Source organism: Pseudomonas sp. NBRC 111139 (assembly GCF_001753955.1).
In the GTDB taxonomy this organism is placed as follows: domain Bacteria; phylum Pseudomonadota; class Gammaproteobacteria; order Pseudomonadales; family Pseudomonadaceae; genus Aquipseudomonas; species Aquipseudomonas alloputida.
On sequence record NZ_BCBP01000047.1, the window covers coordinates 1 to 22,338 of the forward strand.

General features: G+C 63.4%; 21 protein-coding genes. 12 read left to right on the forward strand and 9 right to left on the reverse strand.

Annotated features, from left to right (window positions below; translation table 11 throughout):
* Positions 1 to 315 precede the first annotated feature (315 nt).
* The 3 genes from BJQ17_RS18690 (at position 316) to BJQ17_RS18700 (ending at position 2,969) form a co-directional block, all read left to right on the forward strand.
* Positions 316 to 993 carry a response regulator transcription factor gene (locus tag BJQ17_RS18690; protein WP_020193052.1) on the forward strand — a complete coding sequence of 226 codons (678 nt, stop codon included), beginning with the start codon at positions 316 to 318 and terminating at the stop codon, positions 991 to 993.
* Between the two features lie 160 nt (positions 994 to 1,153).
* A complete protein-coding gene (locus BJQ17_RS18695; protein ID WP_003254553.1) occupies positions 1,154 to 1,570 on the forward strand; it encodes a Spy/CpxP family protein refolding chaperone in 417 nt (138 codons plus the stop codon).
* A gap of 58 nt (positions 1,571 to 1,628) precedes the next feature.
* Positions 1,629 to 2,969: a HAMP domain-containing sensor histidine kinase gene (locus tag BJQ17_RS18700; protein ID WP_003254555.1), complete on the forward strand. Its 1,341-nt coding sequence runs from the start codon at positions 1,629 to 1,631 to the stop codon at positions 2,967 to 2,969.
* Between the two features lie 130 nt (positions 2,970 to 3,099).
* Here BJQ17_RS18700 and BJQ17_RS18705 read toward each other — a convergent pair whose 3' ends face one another.
* Complete coding sequence (locus BJQ17_RS18705) at positions 3,100 to 3,657, reverse strand: NAD(P)H nitroreductase (RefSeq protein WP_003254557.1); 558 nt, start codon at positions 3,655 to 3,657, stop codon at positions 3,100 to 3,102.
* Between the two features lie 102 nt (positions 3,658 to 3,759).
* On the opposite strand from BJQ17_RS18705, the gene BJQ17_RS18710 reads away from it, so the two are divergent.
* Positions 3,760 to 5,214 (forward strand): TrkH family potassium uptake protein, encoded by a 1,455-nt coding sequence (locus tag BJQ17_RS18710; RefSeq protein WP_004576878.1) that lies wholly within the window; start codon positions 3,760 to 3,762, stop codon positions 5,212 to 5,214.
* Here BJQ17_RS18710 and BJQ17_RS18715 read toward each other — a convergent pair.
* A complete protein-coding gene (locus tag BJQ17_RS18715) occupies positions 5,171 to 6,232 on the reverse strand; it encodes an AraC family transcriptional regulator (RefSeq protein ID WP_003254561.1) in 1,062 nt (353 codons plus the stop codon). The two genes, BJQ17_RS18710 and BJQ17_RS18715, sit on opposite strands and share 44 nt — an antisense overlap.
* A 153-nt stretch (positions 6,233 to 6,385) precedes the next feature.
* Here BJQ17_RS18715 and BJQ17_RS18720 point away from each other — a divergent pair, with 153 nt between their 5' ends.
* A complete protein-coding gene (locus tag BJQ17_RS18720; RefSeq protein ID WP_003254563.1) occupies positions 6,386 to 6,697 on the forward strand; it encodes a DUF962 domain-containing protein in 312 nt (103 codons plus the stop codon).
* Between the two features lie 38 nt (positions 6,698 to 6,735).
* Here the strand turns inward: BJQ17_RS18720 and BJQ17_RS18725 are convergent, their stop codons facing one another.
* The gene (locus BJQ17_RS18725) at positions 6,736 to 7,533 is read right to left on the reverse strand and encodes a UDP-2,3-diacylglucosamine diphosphatase (protein WP_003254566.1); all 798 of its coding nucleotides are present in this window, start codon (positions 7,531 to 7,533) and stop codon (positions 6,736 to 6,738) included.
* 127 nt (positions 7,534 to 7,660) lie between these two features.
* Between BJQ17_RS18725 and BJQ17_RS18730 the strand changes: the two genes are divergently transcribed.
* The gene (locus BJQ17_RS18730; protein WP_003254568.1) at positions 7,661 to 8,428 is read left to right on the forward strand and encodes an AraC family transcriptional regulator; all 768 of its coding nucleotides are present in this window, start codon (positions 7,661 to 7,663) and stop codon (positions 8,426 to 8,428) included.
* A 220-nt stretch (positions 8,429 to 8,648) separates the two neighbouring features.
* On the forward strand, positions 8,649 to 9,539 hold the full coding sequence (locus BJQ17_RS18735) for a DMT family transporter (protein ID WP_070096449.1): 891 nt from the start codon (positions 8,649 to 8,651) through the stop codon (positions 9,537 to 9,539).
* Here BJQ17_RS18735 and BJQ17_RS18740 read toward each other — a convergent pair whose 3' ends face one another.
* A complete protein-coding gene (locus BJQ17_RS18740; RefSeq protein WP_003254571.1) occupies positions 9,540 to 9,821 on the reverse strand; it encodes a SelT/SelW/SelH family protein in 282 nt (93 codons plus the stop codon).
* 67 nt (positions 9,822 to 9,888) lie between these two features.
* On the opposite strand from BJQ17_RS18740, the gene BJQ17_RS18745 reads away from it, so the two are divergent.
* Positions 9,889 to 12,075: a patatin-like phospholipase family protein gene (locus BJQ17_RS18745; protein ID WP_070096450.1), complete on the forward strand. Its 2,187-nt coding sequence runs from the start codon at positions 9,889 to 9,891 to the stop codon at positions 12,073 to 12,075.
* A gap of 33 nt (positions 12,076 to 12,108) precedes the next feature.
* Here BJQ17_RS18745 and BJQ17_RS18750 read toward each other — a convergent pair whose 3' ends face one another.
* Both BJQ17_RS18750 and recQ read right to left on the reverse strand, forming a co-directional pair.
* Positions 12,109 to 12,546, reverse strand: a complete 438-nt coding sequence (locus BJQ17_RS18750) for a MarR family transcriptional regulator (RefSeq protein WP_003254575.1) — start codon at positions 12,544 to 12,546, stop codon at positions 12,109 to 12,111.
* Positions 12,547 to 12,697: 151 nt separating this feature from the next.
* Positions 12,698 to 14,845: a DNA helicase RecQ gene (recQ, locus tag BJQ17_RS18755; RefSeq protein ID WP_003254576.1), complete on the reverse strand. Its 2,148-nt coding sequence runs from the start codon at positions 14,843 to 14,845 to the stop codon at positions 12,698 to 12,700.
* 243 nt (positions 14,846 to 15,088) lie between these two features.
* Here recQ and BJQ17_RS18760 point away from each other — a divergent pair, with 243 nt between their 5' ends.
* The 3 genes from BJQ17_RS18760 (at position 15,089) to BJQ17_RS18770 (ending at position 17,719) form a co-directional block, all read left to right on the forward strand.
* The gene (locus BJQ17_RS18760) at positions 15,089 to 15,676 is read left to right on the forward strand and encodes a YecA family protein (protein ID WP_003254577.1); all 588 of its coding nucleotides are present in this window, start codon (positions 15,089 to 15,091) and stop codon (positions 15,674 to 15,676) included.
* 7 nt (positions 15,677 to 15,683) lie between these two features.
* Positions 15,684 to 16,049: a YbaN family protein gene (locus BJQ17_RS18765; protein WP_003254578.1), complete on the forward strand. Its 366-nt coding sequence runs from the start codon at positions 15,684 to 15,686 to the stop codon at positions 16,047 to 16,049.
* A gap of 311 nt (positions 16,050 to 16,360) precedes the next feature.
* Positions 16,361 to 17,719: a TolC family outer membrane protein gene (locus tag BJQ17_RS18770; protein ID WP_019750698.1), complete on the forward strand. Its 1,359-nt coding sequence runs from the start codon at positions 16,361 to 16,363 to the stop codon at positions 17,717 to 17,719.
* Positions 17,720 to 17,781: 62 nt separating this feature from the next.
* On the opposite strand, the gene BJQ17_RS18775 is transcribed toward BJQ17_RS18770, so the two are convergent.
* The 3 genes from BJQ17_RS18775 to BJQ17_RS18785 form a co-directional block, all read right to left on the reverse strand.
* Entirely contained in the window at positions 17,782 to 18,381 is a 600-nt protein-coding gene (locus BJQ17_RS18775; RefSeq protein ID WP_003254580.1) for a tRNA-uridine aminocarboxypropyltransferase, read from the reverse strand.
* A 64-nt stretch (positions 18,382 to 18,445) separates the two neighbouring features.
* Entirely contained in the window at positions 18,446 to 20,011 is a 1,566-nt protein-coding gene (locus BJQ17_RS18780; RefSeq protein WP_070096451.1) for a PAS domain-containing methyl-accepting chemotaxis protein, read from the reverse strand.
* Between the two features lie 137 nt (positions 20,012 to 20,148).
* Positions 20,149 to 21,042 carry a LysR family transcriptional regulator gene (locus BJQ17_RS18785; protein ID WP_003254585.1) on the reverse strand — a complete coding sequence of 298 codons (894 nt, stop codon included), beginning with the start codon at positions 21,040 to 21,042 and terminating at the stop codon, positions 20,149 to 20,151.
* A gap of 224 nt (positions 21,043 to 21,266) precedes the next feature.
* Between BJQ17_RS18785 and speB the strand changes: the two genes are divergently transcribed.
* Positions 21,267 to 22,217 carry an agmatinase gene (gene speB, locus BJQ17_RS18790; protein WP_003254586.1) on the forward strand — a complete coding sequence of 317 codons (951 nt, stop codon included), beginning with the start codon at positions 21,267 to 21,269 and terminating at the stop codon, positions 22,215 to 22,217.
* Positions 22,218 to 22,338: the final 121 nt, after the last annotated feature.

Here is a 22,338-nt window from a genome sequence, read left to right on the forward strand (position 1 = left end):
TTGGTGGTGGACACACGTCGGCGGTTGGACACAGCCCTTTGTAGGAGCGGGTTCACCCGCGAAAGGGCCGGGCCTGCTGGCCAATCTCCATCCGCCGTTCACCGTTGCCACCGCTACCGTATTCGCGGGTAAACCCGCTCCTACACAGATTGGTGGTGGACACATCTCGGTGGTTGGACACAGCCCGCTGTAGGAGCGGGTTTACCCGCGAAGAGGGCCACGCGGCACCAGCAGTTATACTCAGGCCATCAGTCTGCGGTATCTTTGCCACTGGCGGGCCGAATAACCGCCGTCAATGGTTGAATTGAGTGAGTCATGAGCGAGCTGTTACTGATTGATGATGACCAGGAACTGTGCGAGCTGCTCGGCAGCTGGCTGACCCAGGAAGGGTTTTCCGTGCGTGCTTGCCACGATGGCCAGAGCGCACGCCAGGCCCTGGCCGAGCATGCCCCTGCTGCTGTGGTACTGGATGTGATGTTGCCCGACGGCAGTGGCCTGGAGCTTCTCAAGCAGCTGCGCAGCGAGCATGCCGAGCTACCGGTGCTGATGCTGTCAGCCCGCGGCGAGCCGCTGGACCGCATTCTCGGCCTGGAACTGGGTGCCGACGACTACCTGGCCAAACCCTGCGACCCGCGCGAGCTCACTGCCCGCCTGCGCGCGGTGCTGCGCCGCAGCCACCCCACCGCCACAACCAGCCAGATGGAGCTGGGTGACCTGGTCTACAGCCCTGCGCGGGGCGTGGCCAGCATCGATGGCCGCGAAATGACCCTGACCCTGTCCGAAAGCCGTATTCTTGAAGCGCTGCTGCGCCAGCCCGGCGAGCCGCTGGACAAACAGGAACTGGCGCAGATCGGCCTGGGCCGCAAGCTGACCCTGTACGACCGCAGCCTGGACATGCATGTCAGCAACCTGCGCAAGAAGATCGGCCCCCACGCCGATGGCCGGCCACGCATTGTGGCGTTGCGTAGCCGTGGCTATTACTACTGCCTGTAAAAACGCCGGGGCCGCTGCGCGCCCCATTGGCGGCACAAGGCAGGGCCTGCACGGGCCAATCATCTTTACTTTGCCTTTACCCTCCCCTGACTGCGCTTGACGGTGATCTCCCTAGACTGTGCTCATCCGGTAATCACCGGCCTATGAAAGGAGAGACACCATGCGCAAGACCCTTATCGCCCTGATGTTCGCTGCCGCTTTGCCGACCGTAGCCATGGCCATGCCTGACGGCGGCCCGCGCCACGACGGCCCGCATCATCGCGGTGATGCGCCTTTCCACCAACTGGACCTGAGCCGCGATCAGCGCCAGCAGATCGGCAAGCTGATGGGCGAGCAAATGCAGCAGCGCCGCGACATTACCGAGCGCTACCTGTCCAAGCTGCCGGCCGCCGACCAGAAAGCCATGAAGGATGAACTGCAAGCCAACCGCGACAAGACCGACAGCGCAGTGCGCAAGTTGCTCACGGCTGACCAGCAGAAGAAGTTCGATGAACTGCAAAAAGAACGCGCCGCCAAGAAAGCCGAGTGGCAGGAGTTCCAGGCCTGGAAAGCTGAAAAAGGCGCCAAGGCCCAGTAAGCTGTCCGCCCCGTGCCCGGCCCGCATCACTGCGGGCCGGGCTTTTCCCGTTTAGGAGGTGCACTTGCGTTCACTGTTCTGGCGCATCCTGGCCAGTTTCTGGCTGGCCATCACCCTGGTCGCAGGCCTGTCGATCCTGCTGGGGCACATGCTCAACCAGGACGCCTGGATCCTCAGCCGCCACCCGGGCCTGAATACCCTGGCCAGCAAGTGGGCCAAGCACTATGAGCAGGAAGGCCTGGAGGCGGCCCAGCACTTTCTGGAACGACGCAAGGACCGCTACAAGATCGACGTGCAGGTGCTCGACGATAGCGGTGAGGCCGTGGTGCCCGGTACCTTTCCACGCCGTGCGGCAGCCTTCGAAGCGCGCCAGCACAATGACCAGCGGCGCTTGCCATGGCGCCGGCTGACCGAGGAATACACCAGCCCCGACACCGGCGAAACCTACTTGCTGATCTACCGCATCCCCCACCCGGCGCTGGATGCCTGGCACCGTGAAAGCCTGCTGTGGCCACTCAGCGCCCTGGGCATTGCCTTGGTCGTGCTGACCCTGTTCAGCCTGCTGGTGACGCTGTCCATCACCCGCCCGTTAAGCCGCCTGCGCAGCGCCGTACACGATCTGGGCCAGACCACCTATCAGCAGAACAGCCTGGCACGGCTGGCAGCGCGGCGCGACGAGTTTGGCGTGCTGGCCAAGGACTTCAACAAGATGGGCGCGCGCCTGCAAAGCACCATTGGCAGCCAGCGCCAGCTGCTACGCGATGTGTCCCACGAACTGCGCTCGCCGCTGGCCAGGCTGCGTATTGCCCTGGCCCTGGCCGAACGCGCCGAGCCTGAGCAGCGGCAAGCGCTGTGGCCACGCCTGACCCGCGAGTGCGACCGCCTGGAAGACCTGATCAGCGAAATCCTCGCCCTGGCCCGAGTGGATGCCGAACAGGCTCATGCCGAACCCGTCGACATCAATGCCTTGCTCGGCAGCGTACGCAAGGACGCCCTGCTGAGCGCACCGGAGCAGGATGTGCGCCTGGAGGCGCAGCCGGGGTTGAACTTGCAGGGTTGGCCAACGCTGATCGAGCGTGCCGTGGACAACCTGCTGCGCAATGCCCTGCGCTTCAACCCGGCGGGCCAGCCGGTCGAGGTCAGCGCCGCACGCGAGCAGGACCGCATCGTGATCAGCGTGCGTGACCATGGGCCTGGGGCGGCAGCGGAGCACCTGGCGCAACTGGGTGAGCCGTTCTTCCGCGCGCCAGGGCAGGAAGCACCGGGGCATGGCCTGGGCCTGGCGATTGCGCGCAAGGCCGCGGAGCGCCATGGCGGTAGCCTGGTGCTGGAGAATCATCCACAGGGTGGGTTTGTGGCCAGGCTGGAGTTGCCCCTGGCTGAAGCGACAGGCAGTTGATGGGGTGTAAAGGTACCTGGCCTCTTCGCGGGTAAACCCGCTCCTACAGGGGATGTGGATGCCGTTGTAGGAGCGGGTTCACCCGCGAAAAGGCCGGAAGCCTTGATACCTGAATCAGCCCAAGGCCAGGTTACTCACCCCAGCCACTGACGAAATCAGCCGTTTCCAGCACCGGCGCTGTCCGCGGCTCGGTCAGCGGCGTGCCGACGTACAGGTAGCCGATCAGCTCCTCGTTCTCGGCCAACCCCAACCCCTTGTGCACATGGGCATCGAAGGCCATGTCACCGGTACGCCACACCGCGCCGATCCCCTGCGCGTGCGCAGCAATCAGAATACCGTGCGCCGCACAGCCCGCCGCCAGGCGCTGCTCGGACTTGGGCACCTTGAAGTGGTCCTGCAACCTGGCGACCACCACGATCAGCAACGGCGCCCGCAGCGGCATCGCACGGGCCTTGTCCAGTGCAGCCTGGCTGGCATCGCCCTTGTGCTGCACGGCTTCGGCGAACAGCTCACCCAGCTTCTCGCGGCCCTGGCCTTCGATGGTAAGAAAACGCCACGGCCGCAGCTGGCCGTGATCCGGGGCGCGCAGGGCAGCCTGGAACAGCGCCTCGCGCTGGGCGGCATTGGGCGCCGGGTCGGTCAGGCGTGGCACGGAAACACGGTTGAGCAATGCGTCGAGAGCCTCCATCGGCTACCCTCCTGGCAGTTGAATGTGCGGCCATTCTAGCGTTTACATCACCAGACCCATAGGTAGAATGGCGCCCTTCCGTTTCGAGTCTGAGCAGATCACATGGCGTTGCCGACCTTAAGGATCATTGGTTTCATCATCGGCATCTTCCTGATTACCCTGGCCGTCGGCATGGCCGTGCCCATGGCGACCCTGGTGATCTTCGAGCGCACCGGTGACATGCCGTCGTTTCTCTGGTCGAGCCTGATCACCTTCATCGCCGGCCTGGCCCTGGTGGTGCAGGGGCGCCCGGAGCATGTACACCTGCGCCCACGCGACATGTACCTGCTGACCGTCAGCAGCTGGCTGGTGGTGTGCGTATTCGCCGCGCTACCGTTCCTGCTGACCCAGCACATCAGCTACACCGACGCCTTCTTCGAAAGCATGTCAGGCATCACCGCCACTGGCGCTACCGTACTCAGCGGGCTCGATAACATGTCACCGGGCATCCTCATGTGGCGCTCGATGCTGCACTGGCTCGGCGGTATCGGCTTCATCGCCATGGCGGTGGCGATCCTGCCGCTGCTGCGCATCGGCGGCATGCGCCTGTTCCAGACCGAATCGTCCGACCGCTCGGAAAAAGTCATGCCGCGCTCGCACATGGTCGCCAAGTCGATCGTGGCGGTTTACGTCGGTTTCTCCATCCTTGGTGCGTTGGCCTTCTGGTGGGCAGGCATGAGCCCGTTCGATGCGATCAACCACGCCATGTCGGCTATCTCTACGGGTGGGTTCTCCACCTCCGACCAGTCGTTGGCAAAATGGGATATCCCGGCCGTGCACTGGGTGGCGGTGGTGGTGATGATCATGGGCAGCCTGCCGTTCACCCTTTACGTAGCCACCCTGCGCGGCAACCGCAAGGCGCTGATTCGTGACCAGCAGGTACAAGGCTTGCTGGGCATGCTGGTGGTCACCTGGCTGGTACTGGGCACCTGGTACTGGTACAGCACCAACCTGCACTGGCTCGACGCCCTGCGCCACGTGGCGCTGAATGTGACCTCTGTGGTCACCACCACCGGTTTCGCCCTGGGGGACTACAGCCTGTGGGGCAACTTCTCGCTGATGCTGTTCTTCTACCTGGGCTTCGTTGGCGGCTGCTCTGGCTCGACCGCCGGCGGTATCAAGATTTTCCGCTTCCAGGTGGCCTACATCCTGCTGAAGGCCAGCCTCAACCAGCTGATTCACCCGCGCGCGGTGATCAAGCAAAAATACAACGGTCATCGCCTCGATGAAGACATCGTGCGTTCGATCCTGACGTTCTCGTTCTTCTTCGCCATCACCATTTGTGTCTTGGCGCTGCTGCTGTCGCTTCTGGGCGTGGACTGGATGACTGCGCTGACCGGTGCCGCCGGCACGGTTTCGGGTGTAGGCCCAGGCCTGGGTGAAGTGATCGGCCCGTCGGGCAACTACGCCACGCTGCCTGACGCGGCCAAATGGATTCTGGCGGCCGGCATGCTGCTGGGTCGCCTGGAAATCATCACGGTGTTGGTGTTGTGCATGCCGGCGTTCTGGCGTCACTGAGCACTTCGCCTTCCGCGCCCAGGCGGGCGCGGTACTCGCTGGGCGTGGCATCGAACCAGCGGCGGAACGCCCGATAGAAGTTGCTGGGGTCGGCAAAGCCCAGCAGGTAGGCGGTTTCCAGCAAGGTCATGCCCGGCTGGGCCAGGTATTGTTCGGCCAGTTCGCGGCGGGTGTCGTCAAGCAAGGTCTGGAAGCTGGTGCCTTCCTCCTGCAGCCGCCGTTGCAAGGTGCGCTGCGACAGGTGCAGGGCCTGGGCCAGGGTTTCGCGCTTGGGCTCACCCTGCGGCAGGATGCGGCACAACACCTGGCGTACGCGGTGGCTAACCCGGCTTTCGGAGAAGCGTGCCAGGTACTCGCCGGCAAACCGGTCGTGCAGCACCGCCATGGCCTCGTTCGCGGTCGGCAGCGGCGCCTCCATGTCGGCCCGCTCGAACACCAGTGCATCATGTGGGGCGCCGAACACCAGCGGCGAATGGAACGCCACCTTGTAAGGCTCGACATTCTTCGGCTGCGGCCCCTGCACCAGTACCCGCCGCGGCTGGACCGGCCGGCCACTGAGCCATTTGCACAGCGCCAACGCACAGGCCAGCGACGCTTCGGCGCTGTGCCGGGTTGGCGGCAGGTGGTCACCGTGCACGGTCAGAATCAGCGAATAACCCTCGGGACCGAGGACAAAACTGAGGTCGGAGCTTTCGGCGATGATGCGCTGGTAGCGCACCAGGCGCTCGAAGCCCTCGGCCAGGGTGCGGCTGGACATCAACGCATAGCCCACCACATGGAACGACGCCGGGCGGACCACCCGTGCCATGTTCAGGCCGATGGCCTCATTGCCCGACAGCTCCACCGCCAGCAGCCAGAGGCGGGTCATGGAGTCTTGCGGAAAACGTGCATCGGGGTCGTCGAGGGCGGCAAAGTCCAACCCCAATTGCTTGAACATGGCTCTGCAATCCAGCCCTTCCAGTTCAAGTGCCTTCACGATCCCTGATGCCCAACTGGCTGACGTTGTTCTTTCGCTCATGACAGGCTTCTTTTACCAACCGCTCCTGCGGTGAACCCCAAGGATACTCATTTGGCGCCTATTGTCACTGGGAGGCCCCGTCAGTCACTCTAGACTCGAATCAGGCTCCACGCCGTGTATCTTGTCCAGAAGTATTAATCCCGGAGCACTGCCATGAACAGCACAGCGCAGTTTCGCAGTTTTGCCGAGTTCTATCCGTACTATCTGGGGGAGCACAGCAACCCCACCTGCCGCCGCCTGCACTTCGTCGGCACCAGCCTGGTGATAGCGCTGCTGGCCTACACCATTGGCAGTGGCAAATGGTTGCTGCTGCTGGCCGTGCCGGTGTTCGGCTATGGCTTTGCCTGGGTCGGGCACTTCTTTTTCGAGAAGAATCGGCCAGCGACCTTTACCTATCCGCTGTACAGCCTGGCCGGGGATTTCGTGATGTTCCGGGATATCCTGCTGGGCAAGCTCAGGCTGTAAGCGTCCGAGGCCGCTTGGCGGCACTCTGCCCTCGGCCCCTAAGCCGGCTCGCGCAACGCCGCCACGGCCTGCGCTTCGGCCAGCCGATACAGTTCGACGCTGCCATCCCAATGCTCGATCAGGGCCGTGCACGACTCCACCCAGTCCCCGCAATTGAGGTAGTCCACCTCACCCACCTTGCGTATCTCGGCATGATGGATATGCCCGCACACCACTCCATGAAACCCACGACGGGTGCATTCATGGGCAATGGCATTCTCGAAGTCGCTGATGAAGTTCACCGCGCCTTTCACCTTGTGCTTGAGGTACGCCGACAGCGACCAGTAACCATAGCCATACCGCGCTCGCCAGTGGTTGAGCCAGCGGTTGAGCACCAAGGTGAATTCGTAGGCGCGATCACCCAGAAACGCCAGCCAGCGGTGGTAACGGGTAATCACATCGAACTGATCGCCATGGACCACCAGCAGTCGGCGGCCATCGGCTGTCAGGTGCTCGGCCTCGTCTACCAGCTGAATGTTGCCCAGAATCAACTTTGAGTAGCGGCGCAGGAATTCGTCATGGTTGCCGGTGACGTAGATCACCTCGGTACCGCGCTTGCTCATGGTCAGCAGCCGGCGGATCACGTTGGTGTGAGCTTGCGGCCAATAGATCCCGCCGCGCAGTTTCCAGCCATCGATGATATCGCCCACCAGGTAGACGCGGTCAGCCTGGTAGCCCTTGAGGAATTGCGACAGGTGTTCGGCCTGGCAGTCGCGGGTACCCAGGTGCACGTCGGAGATCCACAGGGTACGCACGCGTTGCTTGCGCGAGGGGCGGGACAGTTCGGCATGGCTCATGGGCAGGCTCCGGCGCAGTTTGCTGGAGACTGGCAGGCGTGCATGACAGCGCCATGGCAAAACAGTGACGAGTGATGGCGTGCAGGGATTGAGGCACAATGGGCGCCTGCCCTGCGAGGAAGCCCCCATGACCGCCGGCCCGATCCTCTCGCTGCGCCATTACCGCGACAGCCTGATCGCCCATAGCCACGAACACCCGCAACTGGTGTTCGGCCTGCGCGGCCGCCTGGAGTTCGAGGTCCAGGGGCATGGCGCCGGCATCGATCGCCAGGGGCTGATCGTGGTCCCGGCGGGTGCTCATCACACGTGCGCCAGCGATGCCGGCAGTGATTGCCTGGTGCTTGATGTGCCAGGGGAGCCTTGGCTGCGCGAGCACCTGGGCGAGCATGCCGATGCCAGCCGCCGCCTGCTCGACCGCCCCGCCGCCGTGAGCCTGGATGAGCGCCAGCAGCAACTGGTGGACTGGCTGGCGACCAGCCCCGTGCACGACCCACTGATTGCCCGTCAAGGCGCGGCACTGCTGCTGGCCAGCCTCAACGCCACGGCGGCAGCCAGCGTGCACGCCAGCCAGCGCCTGCCCTACAGCGCCTTCGATGCGCATATCGAGCAACATGCGGCTTACCCGCTGCAGGTAGCTGACCTGGCGCGCATCGCCGGTCTGTCCAGTGCCCGGCTGCATGCGCGCTTTACCACTGAGTGCGGGATGACTCCGATGGACTACATTCGCCAGCGGCGTTTGCTCAAGGCGCGGCGGCTAATCGTGCAGACCGTGCTGCCGATGGGCGAAATTGCGGCGCAGGTGGGGTATAGCTCGCAAAGTGCCTTTTCAGCGGCGATGCTACGGGCGTTCGGGTGTACACCTTTGGCTTTGCGGCGAGAGTCTGGCGATAACTGACAGCAGTCTTGCGACAGAACGTGTTCGCCTGAGGCTTTAGACTTTGCCTTTACCGGCCCTTTCGCGGGTAAACCCGCTCCTACAGGATGCCCCCGCCTGAAGGTTGTGCAAAACCTGTAGGAGCGGGTTTACCCGCGAAAGGGCCGGCACAACCTGTAGGAGCGGGTTTACCCGCGAAAGGGCCGGCACTGCCTGTAGAGATCTTCATCAAGGACCCATCATGAACCACCGCACCGCCCTCGGCGCACTGCACATTGGCGCGCTGTTCTTCGGCCTTACCGGCGTCTTCGGCAAACTGGCCGCCAGCGCCAGCCCGGCGATCATTGTCTTCGGTCGCGCCGCCTTCGCCGTACTCGCCCTGGCCCTGTTCGCCAGCCTGGCCGGCCCGGGCTGGCAACGCGTGAGCCGCCAGGATACGCGCCGCCTGCTGCTCGGTGGTGTGCTGCTGGCCGGCCACTGGGTCAGCTTCTTCATCGCCGTCAAAGTGGGCGGCGTAGCCATCGCCACCCTCGGCTTCGCCAGCTTCCCGGCCTTTACGGTGGTCCTCGAAAGCCTGCTGTTCCGCGAGCGTATCCACCGTAACGAAGCCGTCTTGGTCGTGCTGGTCAGCATTGGCCTGATACTGGTCACACCGGCATTCGACCTGGCCAGCGAAGCCACCGGCGGCCTGCTCTGGGCACTGCTCTCGGGCCTGCTGTTCTCGCTGCTGTCACTGACCAACCGGGCCGGCTCCGGACGTTTGCCTGCAGTGCAGGCCGCACTGTGGCAAAACCTGGTGGTGGGCCTGTGCCTGCTACCGTTCGCGGCGCCCGGCCTGGCCGACGTTGCGACCCTGGACTGGCTGTGGATCGCCCTGCTCGGCATTTTCTGCACGGGGGTGGCGCACAGCCTGTTCGTCGCCAGCCTGGCAGTGATCAAGGCGCGCACCGCTGCGGTCGTGTTCGGCATGGAGCCGGTCTACGGCATTGCCGTGGCCTGGGCAGTGTTCGCCGAAACGCCTACCGTGCGCATGCTGCTGGGCGGCGCGCTGATCATCTTCGCCATCGTGCTGTCCAGCCGCCTGGCTGCCGAGCAGCCGCCCAGGCAGCGGCCACTGACCGAGGGCGCCTGATCAGCGGTCGTTGTGACCAAGGTCACGCTGCGGGTCGACCAGGTCGCGCACCCGCTGCTTCAGTGCCTTCGCCTCGGGGAAACCGCCGTCGGCCTTGCGCTCCCAGATCTGCACGCCATTGCAGGTGATGCGGAAGACACCCCCGGTGCCCGGCTCCAACGCAACCCGGCCAAGGTCGTCGGCAAAGGTGCTGAGCAGTTCCTGAGCCAGCCAGGCCGCACGCAGCAGCCACTGGCACTGGGTGCAATAGGTGATGACGATTTCCGGCTTGTTGTCAGCCATGGTGAAACATCTCCAGGTAAGGGGCCGCTTATACTAGCGGTCTTTAGCCCACGGTTTGAGAGTCACGATGCGCCGTCTGCTGTTCTGTTTTCTGCTCGCACTCACCTCGCTTACGGCAATCGCTGCGGAACCCGCCAGGCCCAAGGTCGGCCTGGTGTTGTCTGGCGGTGCTGCCCGTGGCCTGGCCCACATCGGCGTGCTCAAAGCACTGGAGGAACAGGGTGTGCGCATCGACGCCATCGCCGGCACCAGCATGGGCGCGGTGGTCGGCGGCCTGTACGCCTCAGGCTACAGTGTCGAAGAGCTGGAAAAACTTGCGACCACCCTTGACTGGCAACAGGCGCTCTCCGATGCCCCGCCGCGCAAGGATGTGCCGTTCCGGCGCAAGCAGGATGACCGTGACTTCCTGGTCAAGCAGAAGCTCAGCTTTCGCGACGACGGCAGCATGGGCCTGCCGCTGGGTGTGATTCAGGGCCAGAACTTGTCACTGCTACTGGAAAGCAAACTGGCGCATACCGCCGACACCCGCGACTTCGATAAGCTGCCCATTCCTTTCCGCGCCGTGGCTACCGACATCGCCAGTGGCGAAAAAGTCGTGTTCCGCCGGGGTCACCTGCCCCAGGTAATCCGCGCCAGCATGTCGATCCCCGCCGTGTTCGCCCCGGTCGAACTGGACGGCCGCTTGCTGGTGGACGGCGGGATGGTCGACAACATTCCGGTGGATGTGGCCCGCGAAATGGGCGTGGACCTGGCCATCGTGGTCGACATCGGCACCCCGCTGCGCGATCGCAAGCAATTACTGACAGTGGTCGACGTGCTGAATCAGTCGATCACTTTGATGACCCGGCGCAACTCCGAAGAACAACTGGCCAGTCTGCACCGCGACGACATCCTCATCCAGCCATCGCTGACCGCCTTCGGCGTGACTGACTTCGGCCGTGCCCGCGACATGATCGACGCCGGTTACCGCGCCACTCGCCTGCTTGACCCACGCCTGGCCACCCTGCGCCAGCTCGAGGGCGACGCCAGCCTGGCCGTGGCCCGCTCGCCGCGCCAGCGCACGCCGGTAATTACCGCAATCCGGATCGAAAACGACTCCAAGGTCAGCGATGATGTAATCCGCTCGTACATCCGCCAGCCGATCGACGCACCGCTGGAACTGGGCCGCCTGCAGACCGACATGGGTACGCTGTATGGCCTGGACTACTTCGACAGGGTGCAGTACCGCGTGGTGCACAGGGGCAACGACAATACCCTGGTGATCAACGCCCGGGGCCGACGCGGCGGCACGGACTACCTGCGCCTGGGCCTGAACCTGTCCGATGACCTGCGCGGCGACAGCGCTTTCAACCTGGGCGCCAGCTACCGGGTCAACGGCATCAACAGCCTTGGCGCCGAATGGCTGACCCGCGGCCAGATCGGTGACCAGCAAGCGCTGTACAGCGAGTTCTACCAACCCCTGGATGTGGGCTCACGCTACTTCATCGCGCCGTACCTGGACCTGGGCTCGCAGAACATCGAAGCCACCCTGGACAACGACCCGGTCGCCGAGTATCGCCTGGAACGCTATGGCTTTGGCCTGAACGTAGGCCGGCAGATCGGCAACAGCGGTGAAGTGCGCCTGGGCGTGGGCAAGGCCTGGGGCGAAGCCGAGGTGCGCATCGGCGACCAGGACCTGCCCAAAGTCAGTTTCAACGAAGGTTTCTACGAGCTGAAGTACTCGTTCGACACCCTCGATAACGTGTACTTCCCGCACCATGGCGAGGATATCGGCCTGACCTTGCGCAAATACGACAAGTCGCTGGACTCCGACCAGGATTACCGGCAGTGGCTGTTCACCCTGGACAAGGCCATCAGCAGCGGGCCGAACACGTTCGTACTGGGTGGGCGCTACGGGCGCACGCTGGACGACACCGAAGTGGTGACGTCGAGCTTTGTGATGGGCGGGGCGCGAGAGCTGTCAGGCTTCCGCCAGGACTCGGTATCGGGGCAGAACGTGAGCCTGCTGCGCATGGTCTATTACCGCCGGCTGACGCCACGGGCCTATGTGCCGCTGGACTTCCCGCTGTACATCGGCGGCTCGCTGGAGCGAGGGCGGGCGTGGAACAACGACAACGAATTTGACAGTGGGTACATCAATGCGGCGAGCATCTTCCTGGGGCTGGAGACGCCTCTAGGGCCGCTGAACTTCAGCTACGGCGCCAACAGTGCGCATGAGCAGGCGGTGTACCTGAACCTTGGGCACACCTTCTGAGGCTTGCACTGCACCTGCAACGATGGGGGGAGCTCAGGACTTTTCGAGGTTGGCCAGGATCTTGGCATGCACGCGCATGCAGACCTGCAAGTCCGCCTCGTCCACGCCGGTAAACAGCTCTACCCGCAGTTGGTTGGCGATGGTCTCGATCTGATCGATCAACGGCTTGGCCGGCGGGCACAGCACGATCTTCTTCGCCCGCCGATCCTCCAGCACCGCCTGCCGGCGCACCAGCCCTTGCGCTTCCAGGCTGTCGAGCAGACGCGCCAGGGTCGGGCCCTCGACACCTACGCTCTGGGCCAGCTCACGCTGGGTCGGGGCGTCTTCGAAGCGCGCCAGGTGCAGCAACACCAGCCAGCGCGCCTGGGACAGGTTGAGCCCGGCCAGGCGGCGGTCCAGCTCGGCACGCCAACCTCGGGACATCTGGGCCAGTTGCATGCCAAAGCGGTGTTGGTTGTCGTTCAGGGGCATAAGGAACTCATTGGAGTAGATCTAATTATTAGGCAGCTAACCATGCCCTGCCCCACGAGGCAAGGCTCGGCCATGGTTACGCGTTCGATAATCGTCAAAAAGCATGACAAAGGTCAGCAGATGGCGCTTCTGCCTTCGATCCTGCATGCGTTTACAATTCGAATTCCGCCGCCAGCGCTGCGCGCACGCAATAAAGTACGCCCTCCGGCACCCGCGCCCCGAACTGCGGGGCAATGGCCGACACCGGTGGCAGCTCACCCTCGCCATCAAGAAAGGCGTCCTGCACCTCCATCATCAGGTCTTCCGGCAAGTCGATGGCCTGGTCCAGACTCAGCTCCTGGCGGCCCAGCGCCTCGGCCAGCAGGCTATACACATTCTTCTCGCTGCAGTTGAGCTGCCCGGCGATCTGCGCCGGGGTCATGCCGGCACGGGCCAGGCTGACCAGTTCGTGGCGCAGGTCGAGCACCACTTTCGGTGCCTCGTCGGTGCCACCGCTGCTGTTCAGCACTTCGAGGAACGCCTGGCCGTAGCGCTCCAGCTTGCGCGCCCCCACACCGCTGACCTGGGCCATGTCGCTGAGGCTGACCGGCTGGCTGCGCAGCATCTCCAGCAGTGTCGAGTCGGGGAAGATGACGTAGGGTGGCACACTGTGTTCTTCGGCCAGCTTGCGGCGCAGGGTACGCAGCGCTTCCCACAGATCGCGCTCTTCGGCACGCACCAGCTGGCTGGCCGGGCTGCCGCCGCTGGACGACGAGGTTTTGGCCGTGGTCTGCGGTTTGAGATCACGGCGCAGTTGCAAGGTCACCTCGCCGCGCAGCAGCGGCCGGCAGCTGTCGGACAGGCGCAGACCGCCGTAGCCTTCCAGGTCGATATCGACCAGGCCGCGCGCCACCAGCTGACGGAACAGTGAACGCCACTCGACCTCGGCCAAGCCTTTGCCAACGCCGAATACCGACAGCTTCTCGTGGCCGAAATTGCGCACCTTCTCGGTGTCCTTGCCCAACAGCACATCGACCAGGTGGCCAACACCATAGCGCTGGCCGGTGCGGAACACCGCCGACAGCGCCTGGCGGGCCGGTTCGGTGGCGTCCCAGGTCTGGATGTTGTCGACACAGTTGTCGCAGTGCCCGCACGGTTGTTCGAGGGTTTCGTCGAAGTAGGCCAGCAGCGACTGGCGGCGGCAGCGCGTTTCTTCGCACAGCGCCAGCATGGCGTCCAGCTTGTGCTGCTCGATGCGCTTGTGGCGCTCGTCGCCTTCAGAGTTCTGCAGCATCTGCTTGAGCATCACCATGTCCTGCAGCCCGTAGGCCATCCAGGCATCGGAGGGCAGGCCGTCACGGCCGGCCCGGCCGGTTTCCTGGTAGTAGGCCTCAAGCGATTTGGGCAGGTCGAGGTGAGCAACGAAGCGCACGTTGGGCTTGTCGATACCCATGCCGAAAGCAATGGTAGCGACCATGATCAGCCCTTCCTCGTTGAGAAAGCGGTGCTGGTTGGCCGCACGTGTCTCGGCGGCAAGGCCGGCGTGATACGGCAGCGCAGGGAACCCCTGACTGCAGAGGAAGGCGGCGGTTTCGTCGACCTTCTTGCGCGACAGGCAGTAGACGATGCCAGCGTTGCCACGACGCTCGCCGAGAAAGGCCATCAACTGCTTGCGCGGTGCCTCCTTGGGCACGATGCGGTAGAAGATGTTGGGCCGGTCGAAACTCGACAGGAAGCGCTCGGCGCCCTGCAGGTGCAGGCGCTGAACGATCTCCTCGCGGGTTCGCATGTCGGCCGTAGCGGTAAGCGCAATGCGCGGCACATGCGGAAACAGTTCGGCCAGCTGACCCAGCTGCAGGTACTCGGGGCGGAAATCGTGACCCCATTGCGAAACGCAGTGGGCCTCGTCAATGGCGAACAGCGAGATATCCAGATCGCGCAGGAAGTCGAGCATGCGCGGCTGCACCAGGCGCTCCGGCGCCAGGTACAGCATCTTGACTTCACCACGGCGCAGGCGCCCGGCCAGTTCACGCTGCTGCTCCGCCGTCAGGGTAGAGTTCAGGGCGGCCGCAGACACACCCAGCTCGTCAAGGGTGGCGACCTGGTCGTCCATCAGCGCGATCAGTGGCGATACCACCACCGTCAAGCCCGGGCGCAGCAGCCCCGGCACCTGGAAACACAGCGATTTGCCGCCACCGGTGGGCATCAGTACCAAGGCATCGCCGCCATTGGCCACGCATTCGATGATCGCTGCCTGGCGCCCACGGAAACTGTCGTAGCCGAAGATGTCCTTGAGAACGCGCTGAGCCTGTTCGAGCATGTGCAACTCCAAATCGCCGTACCATCCTGGATAAAGGCTGGACGAAAAACCCGCCCCGCACACGCCAAATGCGTAAGCGGTTTTTGCCAGGCAGCCGTTAAAACCTGCCCCTGGATGAAAAATCGCGGAGTATACCGCAGCACCGCGCTGCACATGCACCGCGGCGATAGACGTTCCCTTTGCCCCGCTGCCGCTGCAAGGTGCTAGAATTCGTTATCGTTTATTCCCCAAGGTAGCCCTGTAATGTCCTTCGCCGAGCAACTGACCCGCCTGCAAGCCTTCCTCGACGCCGACGAGCTGCACGAAGAAGCGCTGGACTATGTCGCCGCACACGGCTACCTCACCGCTCTTTCGATCAACGCCGAGGACGTGCCCGAGCGCGAGTGGATCGACGCCCTGTTCGCCGAGGAGCCGCACTACGCCAGCGAAGCCCAGCGCACCGAGATCGAGGCCACCCTGGTGGCGCTCAAGGCGCACATTGCCCGCCAGCTGGCCAGCGACGAAGAATTCGACCTGCCCTGCGAGCTCGACTTGACCGATGAGCCGGACGATTCCGACCTGCGCGGCTGGTGCATCGGCTTCATGGAAGGCGTGTTCCTGCGGGAAGAGGCGTGGTTCGAAAACGCCGAGGAAGAAGTCAGCGAAATGCTGCTGCCGATCATGGTGGGTTCGGGGTTGTTTGACGAACAGCCAGAGTTCGCCGATATCGCCAGCAACGCCAACCTGCAGGATGACATGATCGTGCAGATCCCTGAGGCACTGAGCGCACTGTTCCTGCTGCTGCACGCCCCTGACGAAAAACCGGCGCTGCTCAAGCCACGCCACCACTGAGCAACCTGTGCGCTACCTGCTGCTGGCCACTGGCTGGCTCAGCGTCGCGCTGGGGGTGCTGGGGATATTCCTGCCGGTCTTGCCCACCACCCCATTCCTGCTTTTGGCGGCGGCCTGCTTTGCCCGCAGCTCGCCGCGCTTTCACCACTGGCTGGTCCATCATCCCAAGCTGGGACCATGGATCCGTGACTACCTCAGTGGTGAAGGCATCCCCCTCAAGGGCAAGGTCTACGCCATCGGCCTGATGTGGGCCAGCATTGGCCTGTCGTGCTACCTGGTCCCGCTGTTCTGGGCACGTACCTTCATGCTGACCAGTGCCGTGCTGGTTACCCTGTACCTGCTCAGGCTGAAAACCCTGCACAAGCCAAAGTGACAATATTTTGTCGCCAAATATCGCTTTCGCCTAATCAACACCTTCTTTATCCGAATTAGTTCTGGAACCGCGTGTAGACCTTGTATCCATGGGTTTTCGAGGCATTTCCCGCCTTCGTTCCGTGCCCTTGAATACACACTTATTAGACAACAACGATCTTATATGGCAATTTGATATGAATAAATCTTCTTATCTATCGCGTTGAATGTACTTAGCTGTGTTGTTAAAAACCTGCAACACTATACGCGATACGTTTATCGTCATTTTTTTGGCGAACAGCAGGATCAATTCCAGGATCAGGGAGATGTACCATGCGCGTTTTGAACCCCATCACCAGTGCTTTACTGTTGGCCCTGGCGAGTGCCAACGTACAGGCGATGTCGATTACCGAGGCTGTCCAAAGCGCCGTGGACTACCACCCACAAGTCAGCTCCAACCGTAACAGCAAGCTGTCGGCCGATGAAGACGTGAAGTTCGCGCGTGGTGGCTACTACCCTTCCGTGGACCTGGTTGCCGGTTATGGCCGCCAGCGCTCGGACAACGCCACGACCCGTGCAGCGGGTAATCACAACAAGGAAACCCTCAACTACACCCAGTCCGAACTGCGCCTGCGGCAGATGATCTTCGACGGCTTCAACACCGCGAATGAAGTGGGCCGCACCGAGGCGGTCTCTACCTCCCGCGCCTATTACACCCAGGCCGTTGCCCAGGATGTCGCCCTGCGTGCAGTCGAGGTCTACCTGGAAGTGCTCAAACGCCGTGAACTGGTGACGCTGGCCAAGAACAACCTGCAAGCTCACCTGCGCGTCAACGACCAGATTGGCCTGCGCAACGAGCGCGGCGTCGGCAGCACCGCCGACCTCGACCAGTCCCGCGCCCGTCGCGCCCTGGCGGAAAACAACCTGGACACCGCCGAAGTCGACCTGGCCGATGCCGAGGCCAACTTCTTCAGCGTGATCGGTCGCGCCCCGGACGAGCTGGAAAGCCCGCAGAGCATCAGGGGCGAGGTGCCAGGCACCCTCGACGAAGCCCGCGACGGCATGCGCCAGAACAACCCGTACATCAAGTCTGCCCAGGCTGACGTCAACGCCGCCGAGCGGCAGTACGAAGTGGGCAAGTCGACCTTCTACCCGCGCTTCGACGCCATTCTGGCAACCGGTGCCAACAACAACACCGGCGGCGAGAAAGGCCACAACAACAACGACTGGCAAGCTGGCGTGGAGATGAACTACAACCTGTTCCGCGGTGGCAGCGACAAGGCTCGCCTGCAGTCCGACGCGCACAAGATCAACCAGGCGCTGGACATTCGCAACAACGCCCTGCGTGAGTTGACCGAAAACCTGAGCCTGGCGTGGAACGCCATGAACAACGCCAGCAAGCAGCTGCCAACCGCGCGCGAATACGCCGAGACCACCAAACGTGTGCGCGCGGCCTACCAGGACCAGTTCGGCCTGGGCCAGCGCACCCTGCTGGACGTCCTCGACAGTGAGAACGAGCTGTACAACGCAGACCGTCGCTACACCGAGGTGCGTTATACCGAAGAGTTCTCGCGCTACCGCGTACTGGCGACCATGGGTGAATTGCTGAGCAAACAGCATATTTCGTTGCCACCAGAGGCGCTGGCGACCACCGAAGTCCGCACCGAGGCGCGTCTGCCTGAGATGCGTTGAGCGGGTTTTAGGTAGCGGGGCTGCTTTGTGCTGCGAATGGGCTGCACAGCAGCCCCCAACCCTCATTCGCGGCCATGATTACGCTGAAAAGTCTCTACGCCCATGGCCCTGATCTGCCCCTCGATCAACGCCTCGAACGGCGCCAGCAGTGCATCGAAACAGGCCGGTTGCTCCAGCGTGTTCAATGCCCCGACCACCGCCTCGATCGTCGACAATGCACCCGCCTCCGGCGCTTTGCGCAACCGATAGCGTGAAGCGGCCACCTGCCCCAGCGTCACCCGTGGCAGCCCCCCCAGCAACGGGTTCAGGTACAGCAGCTTGCGCGCCTTGCGCCAGGTACCGTCGGGCACGATCAGCAGCAAAGGTTTGTCGCCCGCCTCGCCATAAGCTGTGAGCACCTGGGCGTCATCACCCGGGAACAGCAGCACCGGGTGGTATCCGGGGGTGGCGAGCAAGTCATGCAGGTCATCGAACACCTCTCCAATCCGCAACTCGGCATTGTTCAGGCCAAGGGCAGCCAGGCGCGCCGTGTTCAGGGCATGAGCAGTTTCACTGGGGTGCTGCAGCAGGATCACACGGGTGCGGCTGTCGAGCGCGGGGATCAGTGGGCATAGGCAATGGTCGAGCGGGCGCTGGCAGCGCTCGCAGCGGGGTCTGGGCATGGCGGTCTCCTTGGCGGGGACAGTTTGCCACATAACCGGGGCCCGCTTTGCGGGCCCCGCGATATCAACGGTTGAACCTTTCCGCCAGGCTATGCAGGTACTCCGCCATGCGCTCGAGGTCCTGGCTGATTTCCGCGCCTTGCCTGGCTTGCCCGGCACTCTGGTCGCACAGCTGGGCAATTCTCACGATCTGCTGGTTGATGTCTTCAGCCACATGGCTCTGTTGCTCCGATGCCGTGGCCATCTGCTGGCTCATGCCAGTGATGCGGCTGACCGCCAGGGCAATCCCGCTCAGTGCCGCCTGCACCGCCTCGACACTGTGCACACTGTCCCGGGAAATCTGCTCGCCCCGGCTGGCAGTGCTCACCGCTCGCTCCGCCCCGGCCCTCAACGAGGCGATGATATGGTGGATCTCTTCGGTCGACGCGCGGGTACGCTGCGCCAACGACCGCACCTCATCAGCCACCACGGCGAACCCCCGCCCTTGCTCACCGGCGCGCGCCGCTTCAATGGCGGCGTTAAGCGCCAGCAGGTTGGTCTGCTCGGCAATCGAAGTGATCACGTCGACCACGCTGCCAATCGACTGGGTCTGCTCGGCCAAGGCGTTGACCGCCTGACCAATGTCATTGACCGCGTCGCTCATGCTGCCCATGGCTTGCAGGCTCTTCAGGGCCAGCTCGCTGCCCTGCTGCGCCAGTTGGTCGGCATCACCTGCCGCGTGTGCCGTGCTCTGCACGTTGTGGGTGACCTGCTGGATGGTTGCCGCCATCTGCGCGATCGCCGTGGCGGACTGGTCGGTCTCGCTGCGCTGCCGGTCGAGCATCTGCGCCTGGGCATCGGACAGGTCGGAAGACTGCGCCGCCCGCGACTTTACCCCGACACCGGCATCCACCAGCCGGGTCAGGGCCGTTTGCAGGCGGGCTTCTTCGCTGATGATGGCCAGGTCGAGCTGGCCCTGCAGGCCTGGGTTGTCACTGTAGGTCAGCGCCACCAACGGACTGGTAAAGGCCTTGGGATGCTCAGCCAACGTGCGGCGAATGGCCTGGTTCTGCCGGTGCTCGACCCAGTACCAAGCCAGCAGCAGACTTGCCATCAGCACCGCGAGCGCCGCATAGGGGGGCAACCAAAGGTAACCCGCCGCCGACAGCAGGCCTGCGCCGATCAGTGGCCAGCCATGGCCCAGGCCGTGCCCCAGGCGAGCAGCCCACGGCACTGGGCCGCGACCATCACGCAAACGCGCATACAGTGCCTCGGCACGGCGGATCTGCTCGCGCGTGGGCACCGAGCGCACCGACTCGTAGCCACTGATCCGGCCTTGTTCGTATATCGCCGTGACATAGGCGCTTACCCAATAGTAATCGCCGTTCTTCGCCCGGTTCTTGACGATGCCCATCCAAGGTTTGCCCTGCTTGATGGTCTCCCACATGTGGCCAAACACCGCAGGCGGCATGTCCGGGTGGCGCACCAGGTTGTGCGGTTGGCCGACCAGCTCGTCGTAGGTAAAGCCGCTGATTGCCACAAAGGCGTCGTTGCAGTAGGTGATTCGGCTGCCGAGGTCAGTCGTGGAAATAAGGCGTTGATCGCCGGGGAAGGTTCTTTCGTGCTCAGTGACGGGCAAATTCATGCGCATCTTGGGCGATCCTTGCAGGATGAAATAAGGGGAAATCATCAGCGCAAGTTGATATGTAGCAGAGCGCTATCAGGTTAGCGGCCAGCGTTTACCGGAATTTAACCCGCTCCCGACGGAATGCATGAATGCGTCGCATCTCAGCCCACGTTGAGCTGGCTTTTCAGCAGGTCACGGAAGGTCTGGATCAGCGGTTCGCGGCTGCGCCCGCGGCGAATGATCAGCGAGAACGGGGCCTGGTAACCAAAGGTCGACGGCGACAGTACACGCAAGTCACCTTTGTCGACCCAGGCCTGGGCGTAGTGTTCAGGCAAGTAGCCGATATAGGCCCCGGAAAGGATCAGGATCAGCTGCGCCTCCATGCTTTCAACCGTCGCCGCACTGTGCTTGAAGCCATGCCGGGCCAGTTCGGCCTGGCTCCAATAACCACGGCCGACCATGCGTTGTTGGGTCACCACCTGCTCGGGAATGCGCCGCTCGGCATACAACGGGTGGCGGCTGCTGCAATACAGCCAGTGCTGTTCGCGGTACAACGGCTGGTAGAGCAGGCCGCTCATCCGCGAAGAAAACGCACCGATGGCCAGGTCCAGGCGGTTGTCCTGCACACCTAATTGCAGCTCGTAGGGGCTGGACACCGACAGGTGCAGGTGCACCGCCGGGTGCTCCTGGCTGTAGGCACCGATGGCTTCGGCCAGCGGCAAGGCGCGGTCACCGACCGTGGAGTCGATCACGCCAAGGTTGAGGGTGCCACGCAGTTCGCCCTTGAGGGCGGCGGCATACTGCTCGAAACCGTCCAGCTCGGCCAGCAGGCGCAGGGTTTCCTGATGGAACAGCTCGCCCTTGCTGGTCAGGCTGAAGCCACCCCGACCCCGGTGGCACAGCACGATACCCAACGCGCCCTCCAGCTGGCTCATGTAGGTACTGATGGCCGAGGTCGACAGGTTCAGCTCGCGCTGGGCGTTGGCAAAGCCCTGGTGGCGCACCACGCTGATGAAGATGCGCAGCAGTTTCAGGTCGGGCAAGGTCGAGGCCATGGTGCAACGGTTCCACAAGGGTATGTGCGCGCAGTCTAACTGCTCTACCCGCCTTTAGTTTAGAAAATCCTGAACTAAGTTTTTGTCGGTAGCGATTCTTCCCCGGTACTCCCTTGAGCAGACTTGGCCGAAATGTCCCTGCCCGCCGGCAAACCACACGTGAATGGCGCGCGGCGGCACAGGTTCGAACAAACACAACAATCGACCGACTGATGAGGCCCACCGTGGACAAGACTCTCCACCAACCACTGGGCGGCAACGAAATGCCGCGTTTCGGCGGCATCGCCACCATGCTCCGCCTCCCCCACCTGCAAAGCGCCGAAGGCCTGGATGCTGCCTTCATTGGCGTACCGCTGGATATCGGTACCTCGCTACGCTCCGGCACCCGCTTCGGCCCGCGGCAGATCCGCGCCGAATCGGTGATGATCCGCCCGTACAACATGGCGACCGGTGCCGCCCCGTTCGACTCGCTGTCGGTCGCCGATATCGGCGATGTGGCAATCAACACCTTCAATCTGCTGGACGCCGTGCGCATCATCGAAGAAGCGTATGACGAGATCGTCGAGCACAACGTCATCCCCATGACCCTGGGGGGCGATCACACCATCACCCTGCCGATCCTGCGTGCGCTGCACAAGAAACACGGCAAGATCGGCCTGGTACACATCGATGCCCACGCCGACGTCAACGACCACATGTTCGGCGAGAAGATCGCCCACGGCACCACCTTCCGCCGCGCCGTGGAAGAAGGCCTGCTCGACTGTGACCGCGTGGTGCAGATCGGCCTGCGCGCCCAGGGCTACACCGCCGATGACTTCAACTGGAGCCGTCGCCAGGGCTTCCGCGTGGTCCAGGCCGAAGAGTGCTGGCACAAGTCACTGGAGCCACTGATGGCCGAAGTGCGGGAAAAAGTCGGCGGTGGCCCGGTTTACCTGTCTTTCGACATCGATGGCATCGACCCGGCCTGGGCACCCGGTACCGGAACCCCGGAGATCGGCGGCTTGACCACCATCCAGGCGATGGAGATCATTCGCGGCTGCCACGGCCTGGACCTGATCGGCTGTGACCTTGTCGAAGTCTCCCCGCCTTACGACACCACCGGCAACACCTCGCTGCTCGGTGCCAACCTGCTGTTCGAGATGCTCTGCGTGCTACCGGGCGTGGTGCGTCGCTAATACCGCTCTACCCCGGCAGGAGCCATGAGGGAGGGCCACTGAGGCCCGCCAACACAAGAAAAGACCGCCGGGCGCCGTGCAAACGCCCGTGCGGTCGATCTCGCCATAATAAAGATAATCG